The organism is Vibrio sp. (assembly GCF_038138445.1).
Taxonomy (GTDB): Bacteria; Pseudomonadota; Gammaproteobacteria; order Enterobacterales; family Vibrionaceae; genus Vibrio.
The window spans coordinates 1-16,293 of the sequence record NZ_JAYQDQ010000009.1 but is presented as its reverse complement, the minus strand read 5'-3'; the positions used below and the strand labels follow the sequence as shown (position 1 = coordinate 16,293).

At 42.0% G+C, this 16,293-nt stretch carries 18 protein-coding genes and 1 tRNA gene (1 of these 19 only partly in view); 9 read left to right on the top strand and 10 right to left on the bottom strand.

All coding sequences use genetic code 11. From position 1 onward, the window contains the following. A tRNA-Tyr gene (locus tag AAFM34_RS04575) sits at positions 1-35 on the top strand; it begins 150 nt to the left of the window's first position. A 113-nt stretch (positions 36-148) separates the two neighbouring features. Here AAFM34_RS04575 and treC read toward each other — a convergent pair. From treC to gmhB, 5 genes are all read right to left on the bottom strand, one after another. Beyond that, positions 149-1,828, bottom strand: coding sequence for an alpha,alpha-phosphotrehalase (gene treC / locus AAFM34_RS04570; protein WP_341660434.1), 1,680 nt, complete (start codon positions 1,826-1,828; stop codon positions 149-151). A 77-nt stretch (positions 1,829-1,905) separates the two neighbouring features. Beyond that, complete coding sequence (treB, locus tag AAFM34_RS04565) at positions 1,906-3,330, bottom strand: PTS trehalose transporter subunit IIBC (RefSeq protein WP_341660432.1); 1,425 nt, start codon at positions 3,328-3,330, stop codon at positions 1,906-1,908. A gap of 190 nt (positions 3,331-3,520) precedes the next feature. Beyond that, on the bottom strand, positions 3,521-4,468 hold the full coding sequence (treR, locus tag AAFM34_RS04560) for a trehalose operon repressor TreR (protein ID WP_341660430.1): 948 nt from the start codon (positions 4,466-4,468) through the stop codon (positions 3,521-3,523). A 47-nt stretch (positions 4,469-4,515) separates the two neighbouring features. Further along, a complete protein-coding gene (locus tag AAFM34_RS04555) occupies positions 4,516-4,824 on the bottom strand; it encodes an MliC family protein (protein WP_341660428.1) in 309 nt (102 codons plus the stop codon). Between the two features lie 51 nt (positions 4,825-4,875). Then, positions 4,876-5,427: a D-glycero-beta-D-manno-heptose 1,7-bisphosphate 7-phosphatase gene (gene gmhB / locus AAFM34_RS04550; protein WP_341660547.1), complete on the bottom strand. Its 552-nt coding sequence runs from the start codon at positions 5,425-5,427 to the stop codon at positions 4,876-4,878. Positions 5,428-5,740: 313 nt separating this feature from the next. On the opposite strand from gmhB, the gene metN reads away from it, so the two are divergent. From metN to AAFM34_RS04535, 3 genes are read left to right on the top strand one after another with little or no spacing between them, the layout of a single operon-like run. Continuing rightward, positions 5,741-6,775: a methionine ABC transporter ATP-binding protein MetN gene (gene metN, locus AAFM34_RS04545; protein ID WP_341660425.1), complete on the top strand. Its 1,035-nt coding sequence runs from the start codon at positions 5,741-5,743 to the stop codon at positions 6,773-6,775. Further along, positions 6,765-7,442 carry a methionine ABC transporter permease gene (locus AAFM34_RS04540; protein ID WP_341660423.1) on the top strand — a complete coding sequence of 226 codons (678 nt, stop codon included), beginning with the start codon at positions 6,765-6,767 and terminating at the stop codon, positions 7,440-7,442. The genes metN and AAFM34_RS04540 overlap by 11 nt, the downstream gene beginning before the upstream one ends. Positions 7,443-7,474: 32 nt before the next feature. After that, entirely contained in the window at positions 7,475-8,284 is an 810-nt protein-coding gene (locus tag AAFM34_RS04535; RefSeq protein ID WP_341660421.1) for a MetQ/NlpA family lipoprotein, read from the top strand. 71 nt (positions 8,285-8,355) lie between these two features. Here AAFM34_RS04535 and upp read toward each other — a convergent pair whose 3' ends face one another. Continuing rightward, positions 8,356-8,982: a uracil phosphoribosyltransferase gene (gene upp / locus AAFM34_RS04530; protein ID WP_160926116.1), complete on the bottom strand. Its 627-nt coding sequence runs from the start codon at positions 8,980-8,982 to the stop codon at positions 8,356-8,358. 177 nt (positions 8,983-9,159) lie between these two features. Here upp and purM point away from each other — a divergent pair, with 177 nt between their 5' ends. From purM to AAFM34_RS04515, 3 genes are all read left to right on the top strand, one after another. Next, positions 9,160-10,200 (top strand): phosphoribosylformylglycinamidine cyclo-ligase, encoded by a 1,041-nt coding sequence (gene purM, locus AAFM34_RS04525; RefSeq protein ID WP_341660416.1) that lies wholly within the window; start codon positions 9,160-9,162, stop codon positions 10,198-10,200. A 3-nt stretch (positions 10,201-10,203) separates the two neighbouring features. Further along, complete coding sequence (purN, locus tag AAFM34_RS04520; RefSeq protein ID WP_341660414.1) at positions 10,204-10,845, top strand: phosphoribosylglycinamide formyltransferase; 642 nt, start codon at positions 10,204-10,206, stop codon at positions 10,843-10,845. Positions 10,846-10,956: 111 nt separating this feature from the next. After that, positions 10,957-11,607, top strand: coding sequence for a tellurite resistance TerB family protein (locus AAFM34_RS04515; protein WP_341660412.1), 651 nt, complete (start codon positions 10,957-10,959; stop codon positions 11,605-11,607). Between the two features lie 66 nt (positions 11,608-11,673). Here AAFM34_RS04515 and AAFM34_RS04510 read toward each other — a convergent pair whose 3' ends face one another. Together AAFM34_RS04510 and AAFM34_RS04505 are read right to left on the bottom strand one after the other, a co-directional pair. Further along, the gene (locus AAFM34_RS04510; RefSeq protein ID WP_341660410.1) at positions 11,674-12,111 is read right to left on the bottom strand and encodes a DUF2846 domain-containing protein; all 438 of its coding nucleotides are present in this window, start codon (positions 12,109-12,111) and stop codon (positions 11,674-11,676) included. A gap of 218 nt (positions 12,112-12,329) precedes the next feature. Next, positions 12,330-12,470 (bottom strand): hypothetical protein, encoded by a 141-nt coding sequence (locus AAFM34_RS04505; RefSeq protein ID WP_239172922.1) that lies wholly within the window; start codon positions 12,468-12,470, stop codon positions 12,330-12,332. Positions 12,471-12,687: 217 nt separating this feature from the next. Here AAFM34_RS04505 and AAFM34_RS04500 point away from each other — a divergent pair, with 217 nt between their 5' ends. Together AAFM34_RS04500 and AAFM34_RS04495 are read left to right on the top strand one after the other, a co-directional pair. Continuing rightward, on the top strand, positions 12,688-12,894 hold the full coding sequence (locus AAFM34_RS04500; protein ID WP_341660405.1) for a YaeP family protein: 207 nt from the start codon (positions 12,688-12,690) through the stop codon (positions 12,892-12,894). Positions 12,895-12,968: 74 nt separating this feature from the next. Next, complete coding sequence (locus AAFM34_RS04495; protein WP_341660403.1) at positions 12,969-13,520, top strand: thiamine phosphate synthase; 552 nt, start codon at positions 12,969-12,971, stop codon at positions 13,518-13,520. 59 nt (positions 13,521-13,579) lie between these two features. Here the strand turns inward: AAFM34_RS04495 and wecB are convergent, their stop codons facing one another. Together wecB and AAFM34_RS04485 are read right to left on the bottom strand one after the other, a co-directional pair. Continuing rightward, the gene (gene wecB, locus AAFM34_RS04490; RefSeq protein ID WP_341660401.1) at positions 13,580-14,704 is read right to left on the bottom strand and encodes a non-hydrolyzing UDP-N-acetylglucosamine 2-epimerase; all 1,125 of its coding nucleotides are present in this window, start codon (positions 14,702-14,704) and stop codon (positions 13,580-13,582) included. Positions 14,705-14,891: 187 nt separating this feature from the next. Next, a complete protein-coding gene (locus AAFM34_RS04485) occupies positions 14,892-15,527 on the bottom strand; it encodes a hypothetical protein (protein WP_341660399.1) in 636 nt (211 codons plus the stop codon). Positions 15,528-16,293 lie beyond the last annotated feature (766 nt).

Here is a 16,293-nt window from a genome sequence, read left to right as displayed (position 1 = left end):
TGCCTTCGATGGTTCGAATCCGTCCCCCTCCACCATATAAAAAACCAGCTCACTGAGCTGGTTTTTTTGTATCTGGTAATCTTAAACGAAAAGAGCCCTGAAAACAGGGCTAAAAAGACAACACAAAATGGGGGTGAGGCTATTGCCTTTATTTTTCTAGTAGAATAATTCGTGTTTCATATGGGCGCAAAACCTGCTTAACTGACACTTCCTCTGCTAAGTCTGTGTAGTTACCTAACAAATATTTCGCTTTTGTAGTATCAAATGTCTCAGGTAGACTGCAACTGGCTTCAACCGCATAAAAGTTATTTAAACAAATTAAACTTTGCTTTTCGCTCTGACGCTGATAACCAAAAATCTGCTCATGCTGTGGGTAAAGATCTCGATAATTACCACAAGTAATCACTTCTATTTGCTTACGTAAAGCAATCAGCTGTTGATAGAAATAAAACACCGAGCTGGGATCATCAACCGCCTGAGCGGCATTAATCTCAAGATAATTATCCGCCACTTCTAGCCAAGGTTGAACCGTGGAAAAGCCAGCGTATTCTTCAGCATTCCACTGCATTGGAGTCCGTGAATTATCGCGAGACTTTTGCGCCAAAATAGCCATCATATCGTCACTTTTCATGCCATTATGATTGACCATGATGTCATACATATTGGTACTCTCTACATCACGATATTGAGATATCGAACCGTAGCCAGGGTTGGTCATACCAATCTCTTCACCTTGATATATGTACGGACTTCCCTGCATCATATGAATGGATGCGCCCAGCATCTTAGCTGATTCGACACGATATTTTTTATCATCACCGAAACGACTAACAACTCGTGGTTGGTCATGATTACACCAAAATAGTGCCCCCCAACCTTGACCATTAAGTCCTGTTTGCCAATGATTAAAAATCTCTTTGAGCTGAATGAAGTCAAACGGCGCTTTGGTCCATTTTTCTCCATTTGGATAATCCACTTTAAGATGGTGAAAATTAAACACCATAGAAAGCTCTTTGTTATCAAGCGAAGAGTAGCGCTGGCAGTGCTCTAATGAGGTGGAAGACATCTCTCCTACCGTCACACTACCATATTTACGAAACACCGCTTGACTGATTTCCTGCAAATATTCGTGTACACGAGGGCCATCGGTGTAGAAACGACGGCCATCACCAAGATCGTCACTAGGAAAGTCTTGCTGCTTAGAAATAAGATTAATCACATCAAGACGGAACCCATCGACTCCTTTTTCAGCCCAAAAGCTAATCACCTCTTTAACCGCTTGTCGCACCTCTGGATTTTCCCAGTTGAGATCCGCTTGCTCTTTGGCAAAAAGGTGTAAATAGTATTGACCCGTTTTACTATCGAGTTCCCAAGCACTGCCGCCAAATTTAGACTGCCAGTTATTGGGGACTTCATCGTCAACAGGATCTTTCCAAATATAGTAGTCGCGGTAAGGACTATTTTTATCCCCTAAAGCAGATTGAAACCAAGCATGCTCGGTTGAGGTATGGTTAACAACGATATCCATGATGATGCGAATATCACGTTGACGAGCCTCAGCAACTAACTGCTCAAAGTCTTGCATAGTCCCAAAATCAGGATTGATGGCGTAATAGTCAGAAATATCGTAACCATTATCGACCATAGGCGACTGATACACAGGGGTAAGCCAAATAGCATCAATACCGAGCAACTTAAGATAATCTAGCTTGGAGATAATACCTTGGATATCTCCCGTACCTTTATCGCCACTGTCACAAAAACTCTTAGGATAAATCTGATAGATGGATGCGGTTTTCCACCAATTAGGATCCGTGCTGAATGTCATCGTCTAATTCACTTACCAAAAATAAAAATTATAAAAAGGCCGAGTGATTGAAAATACTGCCTCGGCCTAAACTATCATTACGCGTTCGCTGGCTCTAACTCACCTTTCATTTGAGCACGCTTATAGAAAAATAGAGTCAAGGCAGTAGGGACAACAATGGCGACTAACATAGCCAATGCGTAAATACCCCAAAATTGTGGCTGAATGGAGAGAATACCGGGCAAGCCGCCGACACCAATACCATTTGCCATTACGCCAGCACTGCCACAAATCGCCGCAGCAATCGCACTACCTATCATGGCGCTTAGCATAGGGAATTTATACTTGAGGTTAATACCGTACATAGCGGGCTCTGTTACCCCAAGATAAGCGGATATGGCAGCAGGAACAGAGATATCACGTTCACCATGCTTTTTGCTGATGATGATAATGCCTACAACTGCCGAAGCCTGAGCAATATTTGATAAAGCAATCAAAGGCCAGATAGGTGTTCCACCTAAATCCTGCATCAACTGCAGATCGACCGCGTTGGTGGTATGGTGAATACCAGTAATAACCAAGGGCGCATATAAAAAGCCAAAGATAGTAGAACCAATAATTGCAAAGTCACCTGTCATCGCGGCCTTAGCAGCAAAAGCGACCCCATCACCTAAGGTACGTCCAAATGGACCAATTAAAGAATGGGCAAGCACGACAGAAACAATAATCGAAACAAAAGGCACCACAACAAGATATAGGTATGAAGGAACGATACGCTTTAGGTTAGTTTCAATGAAAGCAAGTGCAATACCTGCCAACATAGCGGGGATCACCTGAGCCTGATAGCCTACTTTTTCAATCGCAAACCATCCAAAATCCCATACTTCAGGCATTTGCTTGCCGATGAGATAAGCATTCATCAGTTGTGGAGAAACTAAGGTAACACCAAGGGTGATGCCCAAAATGGGTGTCCCGCCAAGCTTCTTAACCGTTGACCAACACACACCAACAGGAAGAAAGAAGAAAATAGCTTCACCAATTAGCCATAAAAAGCTGTGCACTGTTGCCCAAAACTGGCTAATTTGGGTCAAAGACTGGCCATCAAACATCTTGATGTCACCAATCACATTACGGAAACCTAGGATCAAACCACCGGTAATGATTGCGGGCAAAAGAGGAACAAAGATTTCAGCAAGATGTGAGATACCGCGCTCTAATAGATTCATGTTCTGACGAGCCGCTTGTTTGGCTTCATCTTTAGACGCACCAGATTGCCCAGAAAGCTCGATCAAAATCTTATACACTTCATCAACATCAGTGCCGACGACAACTTGAAACTGACCAGCATTGGTAAAGCACCCTTTAACTAAGGAGAGCGCTTCCAGTGCTTTAGTGTCTGCTTTATCGGTATCATTTAATACAAAACGAAGACGCGTCAAACAGTGACTGACACTAGCAATATTATCGCGCCCACCCACATTCTCTATTAGATGCTCGACCTCTTGTCGTGAAATCTTGCTCATAGTTTTATCCACCCTGAATTGGATTCTCATTTTACGCGGAGTAAGCTACTCCAAGCCATGAATATAATAAATGGGAACATTCCCAATATGAAAGCAATAGTGTCGAATCTATCGAAAGATGTGAATGGGAACGGTCCCGTTAATTGAGTAAGATCACAGTATAATTTAAAAGTATATAAAAATAAGTAAGTTAGCTAAGAACTGGGCCTTGAGTGAAATGTACTGGGTCAGTTTCTCCATTAATATGAGAAATCAAAAGATTAGCCGCTTTTTCCCCTGCTTTGGCATAACCAGGATCAATACTGAAGACATTAGGAAAAAGGAAAGATAGCAATTCACTGCCTCCAACTCCAGTCACCATGACATCCTCCCGACCAAGCTCCTGAAGACGTTTGATAACTCCAAGTGCCAAGGTATCACTTGCACAGCTGATAGCTTGAGTGTCTTGGGTGAGTACTTGGTCAACCAAGCTATACGCACTTTCAAGATTGAGTTGTCCCGTTTGATAGTTAGCAATGCGCCCGTTTTGGTGACACCAGCTAAGATACGACTCAAGACGTAAATAACCTGTAGTTTGGTCGCAAGGATCAACACCAATGAAGGCGATATCTCTTGCGCCTTGACGAGCAAGATGCTCCAAGGCTAAACGGATTACACCATCATTATCGTAATTAATCGACGAGGTGGCTTTGGTATCCATGGCAATTACGACAGATCTGCCCTGCCAATTGGCTAACCGTTCCACGTCAAAGTCACTGAAGCCGAAAACGATAATGCCGTCAACATTGCGTTTACCAAGTACATCGAGGTGCTCATTAGCTAGACGGCGATTCAGCTGGCTTTCCATGATAACCGCATCATAGCCACTGCGATAGAGAACTTGAAGCATGCTGCTAACTGAACGATTTTCAGAAGGAGAGTCCAAGCGGGAAATGATAACGCCTACTACTTTTTGGCTGCCCCCTCGCATGGCCTGAGCCGATTTAGAAGGAACATAACCGGATTCTTCAATTACGCGCTCTACTTTCGCCCGCGTTTCGGGCTTTACCTTAGGGTCATTAGTGAGAACACGAGATACAGTAGATTTTCCTACACCAGAGAGCTTGGCGATATCAAGGATAGTCAGTTTTTTACTCATAATGGTTTGCGAGCCATTCCTTACGGAACATCAAATAGTTAAGACAACTATATTCTACATCCCTTATAAACTTCAGATCCAACTTCCAAGCGGGCATGTTCACCTTTTGTGTGCAATACCAGAGGATTAACCTTGGTTTTTTCCTCACCAGTTGGAACATACTTTACCCCAGACCCGGCGGGAACTTGAATCAAAGTGTATTCTTGATTACCAACTCTTAAAACAGCCGACTCATGATTTTTCGTATAAGCCACATCAAACTCTTTATCTGCTTGGCAATGGTAAGTCACATACGAGGTACTACATGCTTGTAACATCACAACCAGACAAAGGCTGCCAAGTACTTTTACATTCATTATTTTTAGCCCAATAAAAAGGCCATTACATATGGCCGTTAATTCGTTGCGTTATTTATCTAAATAATTGGGAACATCTCTGAGGCTATCAAGCACAGTAGACGCCAAAGTCTGTCCCTTTTCGTTAATGGGTTTACCCGTGCGAACCAATATACGAGTGCCCACTCCAGCAGATTGCGCAGCCATCATATCTTCGGCTTTATCACCGACCATCACTGACTTTTCCATATCAATATCTAGAAAATCACGCGCCGAAATAAACATACCTGGCTTGGGTTTTCGGCAGTCACAATCTTGCTGATACTTGCCTTGACCATGTTCTGCGTGATGAGGGCAATAATAGAAACCATCGAATTCGACGCCATTATCAACGAAATTCCAGTCCATCCACTGGGTCAGAGATAAAAAGCGATCTTCACTAAACTTACCACGAGCAATGCCAGATTGATTAGTGACTAGCACTAATAAGTAACCCATTTCTTTGAGTTTTTTCGTTGCTTCAAACACACCTTCAATAAACTCAAAATCATGTTCGTCATGCACGTACCCGTGATCGACATTAATCACACCATCACGATCTAGAAAGACAGCAGGTTTTGCCAAAATTAACTTCTCTTTTTTACTATTACTCACTTGTCTTTCACGCATACATTCTGCTTGAAAGGCCAACACATGCTTGAATTATTGCACGCTTTATTTCATTCAGCACTATCTAATTCCGCTTGGTTTTGACGAAAAAAGGCATTTGGACGTCTAGACGTAAAAATATCTATTGACACATTTGGTATGAAGCCATAGCATCTGTGATCTGTATGGCGTAGTACCAAACTATCTACTATTGATTGGGGTTTGCTACCTTTCGAACATAAGCTATGTTCAAACGTCAGTTGACCTTAACCTGAGCGCGGATTTCTCAATGATTGAAATAAATCAAGTGAACAAAGTATTTCTGCAAGGAAACAAAGAAATACATGCCTTAAAGGATATTAATCTTAATATTCCTCAGGGCACCATATTTGGTGTCATTGGCTCATCAGGAGCAGGGAAAAGTACGCTGATTCGCTGCGTTAATATGTTGGAAGCACCAACTTCAGGCTCCATCGTTGTCGATGGCGTCGATCTAACACAATTATCTAAGTCTCAACTGAGTGAAACACGCCGCAATATCGGTATGATTTTTCAGCATTTTAATCTGCTTTCATCAAGAACAGTATTCGACAATGTTGCCCTGCCACTTGAGCTGGCTGGCAAAGAAAAAGCGCATATAAAAAATAAAGTCACTGAGCTGCTTAAACTAGTTGGCTTAGCCGATAAACATGAAAGTTACCCTGCAAATTTAAGTGGCGGTCAAAAACAACGTGTCGCTATTGCTCGAGCACTGGCAAGCGACCCAAAGGTGTTGCTGTGTGATGAAGCGACCAGCGCACTCGATCCAGCCACCACTCAATCAATCTTAGAGCTGCTAAAAGAAATCAATCGTAAGCTCAATATTACTATGCTGCTGATTACCCATGAAATGGATGTGGTAAAAAGCATCTGCCATGAAGTAGCGATTATCGGAGGCGGAGAGCTGGTCGAAAGTGGCTCTGTGGGAGAGATCTTCGCTCATCCGAAAACCGAGCTTGCCCATGAATTTATCCGCTCTACACTTGATCTTTCGATCCCTGAAGATTACCAAGCACGTCTTCAGTCAACTCGCGTTGAAGGCAGCTATCCACTGGTTCGCCTTGAGTTTACCGGTGCAACCGTTGATGCACCAGTGATGAGTCAAATCGCGCGTAAATTCAATATCGATGTCAGTATTCTGAGCTCTGATCTTGATTACGCTGGCGGGGTTAAATTTGGCATGATGGTCGCAGAACTGTTTGGCAATGAAAACGATGATAAAGCCGCGATTGAATTTCTTCGCGCGCACAATGTAAAAGTCGAGGTGCTAGGTTATGTCCTTTGAAACTCTGTCACAATGGCTAAACCTAAATAGCCAGCTGTTAATCAACGCAACCGGTGAAACTTTATACATGGTTGCCGTTGCTGGTATTGTCGGCTTTGCGTTAGGCATACCGCTGGGCGTTATTCTGCATACCACCAAAAAAGGTGGATTACTGGAAAATACCAAACTGAACCGTCTACTGGGCGCTATCGTAAACATAGGTCGCTCAGTGCCCTTTCTTGTGCTTATGGTTGCCATTATTCCAGTTACAAAAATTCTGGTTGGCACCTTTATCGGCACAACGGCTGCCATTGTCCCACTTACCATAGGGGCTATCCCATTTGTTGCTCGCCTGATTGAAAGTGCATTACTGGAAGTGCCAACAGGCTTGGTTGAAGCGGCTCAATCTATGGGGGCCACTCCCCTACAAATCATTAGTAAAGTACTGCTACCAGAAGCTCTTCCCACTATAGTTAACTCAGTCACGATTACACTGGTCACTTTAGTGAGTTATTCAGCAATGGCAGGAACCGTCGGTGGCGGCGGGCTTGGTGATGTAGCGATTCGCTATGGATTTCATCGCTATGATGTGGTGATCATGGCGGTAACTGTCGTTATGTTGATTGTTTTAGTACAAATTATTCAATCGATCGGTGATGCACTTGTACGCCGTGTCGATCATAGATAAGCATATTTGAATTGAAGTTAAGGAGTAAAGTCATGAAATTTGGAATTAAAGGCCTACTGACAACCGCTGTCGCCGCCTCAGCGCTGGTATTGGCAGGGTGTGGTGACAAGCAAGACAATGCGAACAAAATAAAAGTAGGTGTCATGGCTGGTGCCGAAGCTCAAGTTGCAGAAGTCGCGGCAAAAGTCGCTAAAGAAAAATATGGCCTTGATGTGGAACTGGTCACTTTTAGTGACTATGTTACTCCTAACGCTGCGCTGGACGATGGCTCAATTGATGTTAACGCGTTTCAGCACAAACCATACTTAGATCAGCAAATCAAAGATCGCGGTTACAAACTATCAATTGCTGGCAACACCTTTGTTTACCCTATCGCAGGCTACTCTAAGAAAGTGAAGTCGGTTGATGAAATTATTAAAGGCGATCGTATAGCAGTCCCTAACGATCCAACCAATCTAGGCCGCTCACTACTATTGCTTGAGCAACAAGGTATTATTAAATTACGTGAAGGTGTTGGACTACTTGCAACCGTTCGCGATATTACCGAGAATCCAAAAAATGTCACTCTTGTTGAGCTAGATGCAGCGCAGCTTCCTCGCTCTTTAGACGATGTAGCTTTGTCTGTGATCAATACAACGTATGCCAGCTCTATCAAGCTAACACCGCAAAAAGACGGCATATTTGTTGAAGATAAAGAATCCCCTTACGTGAACCTAGTGGTAGCACGTGAAGACAATGTCAACGCTGAGAATGTGCAGAACTTTATCAAATCTTACCAAACTGAAGAAGTCTACAGCGCAGCATATAAGATTTTCCAAGGCGGCGTAGTCAAAGGCTGGTAATAGCGTAAATAGATTACAGTAACGATGTAAAAAGGGAGCCATGGCTCCCTTTTTGTTTAACTTATTTACATTTATTTGGTGCCGAAAATCTTATCGCCCGCATCGCCTAAACCTGGCACGATGTAACCTTTGTCGTTAAGTTTTTCATCGATAGCGGCGGTGTAAAGCTCAACATCTGGGTGGGCTTTTTCAAGCGCTTCAATGCCTTCAGGCGCTGCAACCAATACCAATACTTTAATCTGGTTACATCCCTTTTCTTTAAGTAAATCAATGGTCGCTATCATAGAGCCGCCTGTTGCCAGCATAGGGTCTACTACCAAAGCGATTCGCTCATCAATGTTAGAAGCCAGTTTGTTAAAGTAAGGCACTGGTTCAAGCGTTTCTTCATCACGGTAAATACCCACGACGCTGATGCGCGCACTTGGCACATGTTCAAGCACACCATCCATCATGCCCAAACCCGCGCGTAAAATAGGCACTACAGTGACTTTTTTACCTTTAATTTGATCAACTTCTACTGGACCATCCCACCCCTCGATAGTGACTTTCTCCATTGCAAAGTCTGAAGTTGCCTCATAAGTCAGCAAACTGCCCACTTCTGTTGCAAGCTCACGAAAACGCTTTGTACTGATATCACCTTCTCTCATCAGGCCAATTTTATGCTTAACCAGAGGGTGTTTTACTTCAACAACTTTCATTTCCATCTCCGAGTATCTAGGTAAAATTTAAACAAACCTGCGGATTATAAATGATTTCGCTGGGTAATTCTTGAGTTAGAACAAAAGAAAAACCCACGCAAACGTTTGCCATATAGTGTTGTCCACTGTTAGAATAGCGTCGATTTCATATCCAATATTAAAACTGAGGACTTGCTTGTGAGTGCTGATAACACTTCTCTTAGCTATAAAGACGCTGGCGTAGATATCGACGCGGGTAACGCTCTAGTTGACCGCATCAAAGGGGCAGTTAAACGTACTCGTCGCCCTGAAGTCATGGGAGGCATTGGCGGTTTTGGTGCGCTGTGTGAATTACCAACCAAATACAAGCAACCTGTACTTGTTTCCGGCACAGATGGCGTAGGAACCAAACTGCGTCTTGCATTGGATATGAACAAACATGACACCATCGGCATCGATCTTGTTGCTATGTGCGTTAATGATCTGATTGTACAAGGCGCTGAGCCATTATTTTTCCTTGATTACTACGCAACAGGAAAATTGGATGTCGATACTGCGGCAGACGTTGTCTCTGGTATTGCTGAAGGCTGTGTCCAAGCTGGATGCTCTCTGATCGGTGGCGAAACCGCTGAAATGCCAGGCATGTATGAAGGCGAAGATTACGATGTGGCTGGATTCTGTGTTGGTGTTGTTGAAAAAGCCAACATTATCGATGGCACTAAAGTGGCGGCTGGTGATGCCCTTATTGCGGTCGGTTCAAGTGGTCCACATTCAAACGGTTACTCTCTGATCCGTAAAATCATTGAAGTGTCTGGCGCAGACACCAATCAGGAGCTAGAAGGCAAAACCATAGGTGAGCACCTTCTCGAACCTACGAAGATTTACATCAAATCTGCGCTTAAAATGATCGAAAAGCATGATATTCACGCAATTTCTCATATTACTGGTGGCGGCTTTTGGGAAAACATCCCACGCGTTTTACCAGAGGGCACCAAAGCAGTCATCGATGGTAACAGCTGGCAATGGCCAAGTATTTTTGGCTGGCTACAAGAAAAAGGCAATGTTACGACTCATGAGATGTATCGTACTTTCAACTGTGGTGTTGGTTTAATTGTTGCTCTGCCAAAAGACCAAGCGCAATCAGCGGTTGAACTTCTTCAAGCCGAGGGTGAAAATGCTTGGGTCATTGGCGAAATCGCGGATGCACAAGCCAACCAAGAACAAGTAGAGATCAGATAAGCGATGAAAAGTATTGTTGTTTTAGTTTCAGGAAACGGTTCGAACTTACAGGCGATCATTGATGCTTGTGAAAATAAGATCACAACCGGCCGAGTAAGTGCTGTTTTTTCAAATAAAGCAACAGCTTATGGCTTAGAACGTGCCAAAAACTCAGGCGCGGCAGCGCATTCTTTAGATCCGAACTCATTCGACACGCGTGATGCGTTTGACCGCGAGCTAATGAAGCAGATCGATGAATACAAACCAGATGTGATTGTTCTTGCTGGCTACATGCGTATTCTAAGCGGTGAATTTGTACGCCATTATATGGGGCGAATGATCAATATTCACCCCTCACTACTACCTAAATACCCAGGTCTTAACACTTATCAACGTGCGATTCACGCCGGCGATGAAGAGCATGGCACCAGCGTGCACTTTGTAACCGAGCAGCTCGATGGTGGGCCTGTCATACTTCAAGCCAAAGTGCCTATCTTTGAAGATGATACAGTGGAAACGCTCACCAAACGTGTTCAAGTTCAAGAGCACAACATCTATCCTTTGGTTGTCCAATGGCTGGTTGAAGAGCGCTTAACCATGAAAGATGGCAAAGAAGCCTACTTAGATGGCAAGCTCCTTGGTATTCATGGCCACGCACAAGACTGATTTTCAATAAAAAGTAAAACGGGCTGAAGCCCGTTTTTTTTGCTCCTAGATTTATATTAATCTTGTATTCATATACGTTAAACTAGACTGCTTAAAACCTAGGAGGCATGAATGGATTTAAAAAGTTTACTTAACCAAGCATTAAACTCAGATCTCGCTCGTCAAGGCCAACAAAAAGTTCAGCAGGCCTCAAGCTCTGGTTCATTAAAAACACTCGGCGCAGGCGCTGTGGGCGGTGGCCTTGTCGGCCTTTTAATGGGTTCAAAAAAGACCAAAAAGCTTGGCAAAAAAGTGGGTAAAAATGCGCTCAAGATTGGCGGAGCGGCTGCCCTTGGCGCTCTTGCTTACTCGGCATACAATAATTGGCAGTCTAAACAGTCAGATGCTGGAAGCAGTGAAAGCTTTGACGGTGAGGATGCAATCCATCAACAGCTGATTTTAAAAGCCATGATTGCTGCTGCCAAAGCCGATGGACATGTGGATGGTGATGAGATGCAACGCATTGAATCAACGCTTAAAGAAGCAGGAGCGGATGGTCAGCTGCAATCTCTCATGCACACTGAGCTTAACAAGCCACTCGACCCGAGTGAGATTGCAAAACTTGCGCAATCGCCGCAGCAAGCCAGTGAAATCTATCTTGCTTCATTGATTGTTATCGACGAGCAAAATTTTATGGAGAAGGCTTACCTTCAAGAGCTCGCCAAACAGCTAGAGCTGGCGCCAGAGCTAACCGCTCAACTGGAACTGCAATTGCAAAGCTAACCTTAATTTTGCTTACCCAGATTCAAAAATGGGACCCGTTTGGTCCCATTTCCGTTTATCTAAATATCATTTGGCAAGGTTTATCTCCCGGACTCGGTTTCTTCCCTCATATTCATCCACTTCAACCAAATTAGCACCGCCGACAAACACTCCCATTTTAATATAGTTTTCAATAAAGTGATTTTTGCCAGACTCTGTTTCTATGATCAAATCATTAGCGCTAAATTCAGATTCTGTTGACAGTGTGTGTTTTCCTGCATCAACAATGCGGTAGAAATAAACACTAGGTACTGTTTCACCTATTTCTTCACCATCAATACTGATTGTTTTTTTCAGTATTGGGCCTAGATAAGTATCTCGGAAAATATACAAACCAGATTTGCCTTCAGGTGGCGTAGGAAATTCTTTTGCGGCTGCATCTTCTTCAACTGACGCCATTGGTACAGTCGCACATCCACCTAGGGTTAACATTAAAACTAATAAGGGAAATAAGATTTTTTTCATTTTGTAATCCATCATATTAAGCACTACCCACTGCAATGCGGCATGCATGATACTTGATAAATTATTAACATATAAGAAATTAATGAAATTTATTATAACAATATGAATTGCGAACACTTGGATTGAAAAATAGAAAATTTCGAAGGTATTTATTTAGGCGGTTTTCATTGGCTACTCAACCGCCCACTTATTAAAGTTACATAATCAAAATGATGAAGTTAGCTTTCAGCCATACAAAAGCAGCCCGGTCCAGTGGCAGGACAACGTAATACCTCCCCCTCAGGACAAGGGTATGCCGATTCGGATGCACTAACCATAGCTGACAGACAAAGCGTTAAAACCAGTAATATTTTTTTCATTTTTATTCTCCTTATTATGAAACTGGCACTATATGTTATTTATTTGTAAATTCACGCTTTTTGCTAATATAAAGCCTGTTTTTGAGACCATCTGCTCAAATGGACACGACTTCGCCATATCACATGTCTATTTGCGCAAGATCAAAGCCGATCTGGCGCTAAGTCATCACTATAGTTATGTTGAAAAAAAGATCTAAGCCTAAAGAGTAATTAAGCCATGAAAGTATATGAATGCTGTGATTTAGTAAAAGAGTTTTACGCCCAAATAGGCAGCGGCGACCAAGCTTACATCCCAAAAGCGATTGGCTGCACCTTACGCGCACTCAATGATATTGCCTCCCAAGCAAACCTGCCTCAAGAGGTGCGTGAAAAGGCCGCTTTTGCCGCCGCAAACCTGCTTATTTCAGATTTTGAAGATGCGTGATAAGCTTTATCACAAGGCTTTCTAATGGTATTTTTCTTCTTAGATTGAGTTAGTATCTTGATAAGGACTAAAACTTGAGCCAATTACCAAGAAAGTACGCCATAACGGGTAATGAAGAAGAGTTAGACATCATCATAAAAATGCTGGAGAAAAACCGCGCCAATGAAATGAGTCAAATCCGAGCCAAAACTCATTCTCTAACAAGCCTTAAACAAATCCTTGGCCCTAAAATCACTGGTATCGTGCTGGTTAACTCTTCGTCCTATGATGGCAGCCAGCTTGGTCCGTTCCATGGGGTACACTTAACCTCTAAAGATGCTCAAGATCGCGCGCTCATCCAAGATATCAAAAAAGCGGGGGCGCGTTATATTGCCGCCTCATGCCACAATCAAGCCGAACTAGAGATTGCCAACCGAATAAGATGTGACTTTGTCACCCTTTCTCCAGTTCATATTGCCAGTTGCCACCCAGAAGCAGCCACCATTGGTTGGCAAGGTTTCTCCAAGCTTGCCAAGCTTGCAACCATGCCTGTCTTTGCTTTAGGCGGAGTAGGCGCTGATGATCTCACCACAGCGCAACAACACGGCGCTTATGGTGTATCTGGAGTGAGTGATTTTTGGCAATGATTTGATTTATATAAATCACCCCATCCAAACACTCAAAAAGTAGGTAAGCACTCACATTTCTAATCGGCCAATTGCGCCAATATTCTCGCGCACGCGTTACCATCGCCATAAGGATTATGAGCAAGACTCATCGCTTTATAAGCCTCTTGATCGCGAAGTAATGTATCAAGCTGATCCACAATGCTTTGCACCTTAGTACCAACCAATTTTACCGTGCCTGCTGCTATCGCTTCTGGACGCTCAGTGGTCTCTCTCATCACTAGTACAGGTTTCCCCAAAGCAGGCGCTTCTTCTTGAATGCCTCCTGAATCGGTCAAAATAATATCGGCTTTATCCATTAGATAAACAAAAGGCAGATAGTCTAAAGGTTCAATCAATAAGATGTTTTCAATACCTCCCAGCAAGCGATGCACTGGCTCTTGCACATTCGGGTTTAAGTGCACGGGATAAACAATTTGCGTTTTGGGATGAGCCCTAGCCACAACAGCTAACGCTTGGCAGATATTTTCAAAACCAGCGCCAAAGCTTTCTCTTCTGTGCCCTGTGACCAAAACAAGCTTGTTATCTGGATTTATAAAATGGAACTGGCGTTTAAGATTGGCGCTAAGCTTAGCATCGGAAGCGATTTTATCTTTGATAAGATACAAAGCATCAATCACCGTATTACCCGTGACACAAATTCGTTTTTGTGGGACATTTTCTGCTACTAAGTTGGCTTTTGAGATCTCGGTTGGCGCAAAGTGATAATGCGCAAATACCCCAGTGAGTCGCCTATTGGCTTCTTCTGGCCACGGCGAATAGAGATCGCCGGTTCTAAGCCCTGCCTCAATATGACCAATAGCAATTTTTTCATAAAAAGCGGCCAAGCTAGCAGCAAAGGTAGTGGCCGTATCGCCATGGACTAAAACCACATCAGGCTTAAAGGCTTTTAATATCGGCTTTAATTCAACCACAATACGCGCCGTTACCTGATTAAGGTTTTGCCCCTGCTGCATCACATTTAAATCGTAATCGGGCGTAATTGAGAACACCTCAAGTACTTGATCAAGCATCTCTCTGTGCTGCGCGGTCACGCAGCATTTTGCTTCAAAACGTTGATCTTTGGCCAGCGCATCAACTAAAGGCGCCATTTTAATCGCCTCTGGCCGAGTGCCAAAGACCGTCAGTATTTTTTTCTTTGCCATCACCTATTCACCATAACTCTGAAATAATCTTGAGTTTTTCATCCCAAAACCGTTAAATTTTGAGAGGAAAATTGATGATTTAGGCTACAACAAGCCCACTAGGCGTAGCTTGGACGTTTTGACTCAGTTGCCAGGTTTTAGTAAGCGGTTGGTCATACATATGGAATGAGGATATAGGTCTTAGTTTTTATGTTTTAATAAAAAGACTATCTATATCATTTCTTATAATTTCATTATCATTTTTACTATTAATTTCATCTATGGCTTTCAAAGAAAGATCTGAACCAATAAAGTGAAGAGATGATATTATTTCTCTTTTTATTATTAGATAATCATATCCATAGTAATCATACATATTTTTTAGCTTTCCTACCGACCAATCATCCCTAAAAATCTTAATTGCATTAACTAGCTCAACCATTTTTATTCTATCTTCGGAAAACTCTATAAAATTAATATCTCCTAATACATTATCTATTTCACTTATATTCATTTTATCAATTCTAATTCTGCCAATGATTGCCAAAATAAATATAACTTTATTTCTAGCAATAAACCTACTTTTTTCATAATTCAAGCAAGATTTAAAATCAACAAAGTCATTGTAATTATAATCACTAAGATATATTGAGTTCAAAACCTTATCAATCTCTTTGACTTCACTTAAATCACGTCTAACACCAAAGATAAACTCTGATATTTCACTTTGAGATACAATATTATTTTTCTCTGATGAAACTTTCCAACAAATATCTATAACATTCTCTTGACAATAGCCGACATTACCAATTAGGCAAAGGAAAAGAAACATGTACTTCTTCATATTGAATGTCCTTCCATCTAGAGTAAGTATCTACAGAGGCAGATCTTGCTTTTTGTAGGTTAAATTTTTTTCATGGACTTATAAGTTTTCTTTTCTCTATTCCTTTTTCTATTTCAAGATCGGTGCGAAATTATTTATTCATTATTATCCATAGCTTTATAATGATTTCTTAATAAGAAGTAAGAAAAAAAACCACCGAAAATAGGCAGCATCAACGAAAGGCATATAATTGTCTTTCTATTCGGTAACCCTTTAGTCCGAAGTGAAATTACTGTGGGTAGAATAAGCATAACAATAATAGCAATAGTAATTATGCAAACAAATACAACAGAGATAGGCTGATTTGTGTATGATTCAGGGAAATAAAGAGATCGTATTATATCCCCCAAAATTGCTCCGACAAGAGACAAGATTGCTACTTCTAAAATTTTCATTAGGAATAGTGTTGTATTTTTCATTTTTCTATAACCGTAATTTCCACCATCTCATAATTTAACATATCTGAATTATAATACATAAAAAAGAATGATGATATTGATATAGAAAGCCAAACTATAAACCTTAACATATTAATAAATAGTTTTCTTCTATTGCAGAACAAACAGTAAAAGCACATAAATAGCAATAAAGAAGTAAAAAAGGGGTCAGGTCTTGCTTTTTGCTACAATACGACTAACTCGTGAATAATGTACTCCAAAGTAATCACCTATTTGCTTTTGGGTATAACCACCACTCATAAACGCTGCCACTATTGCACTATTTCTAT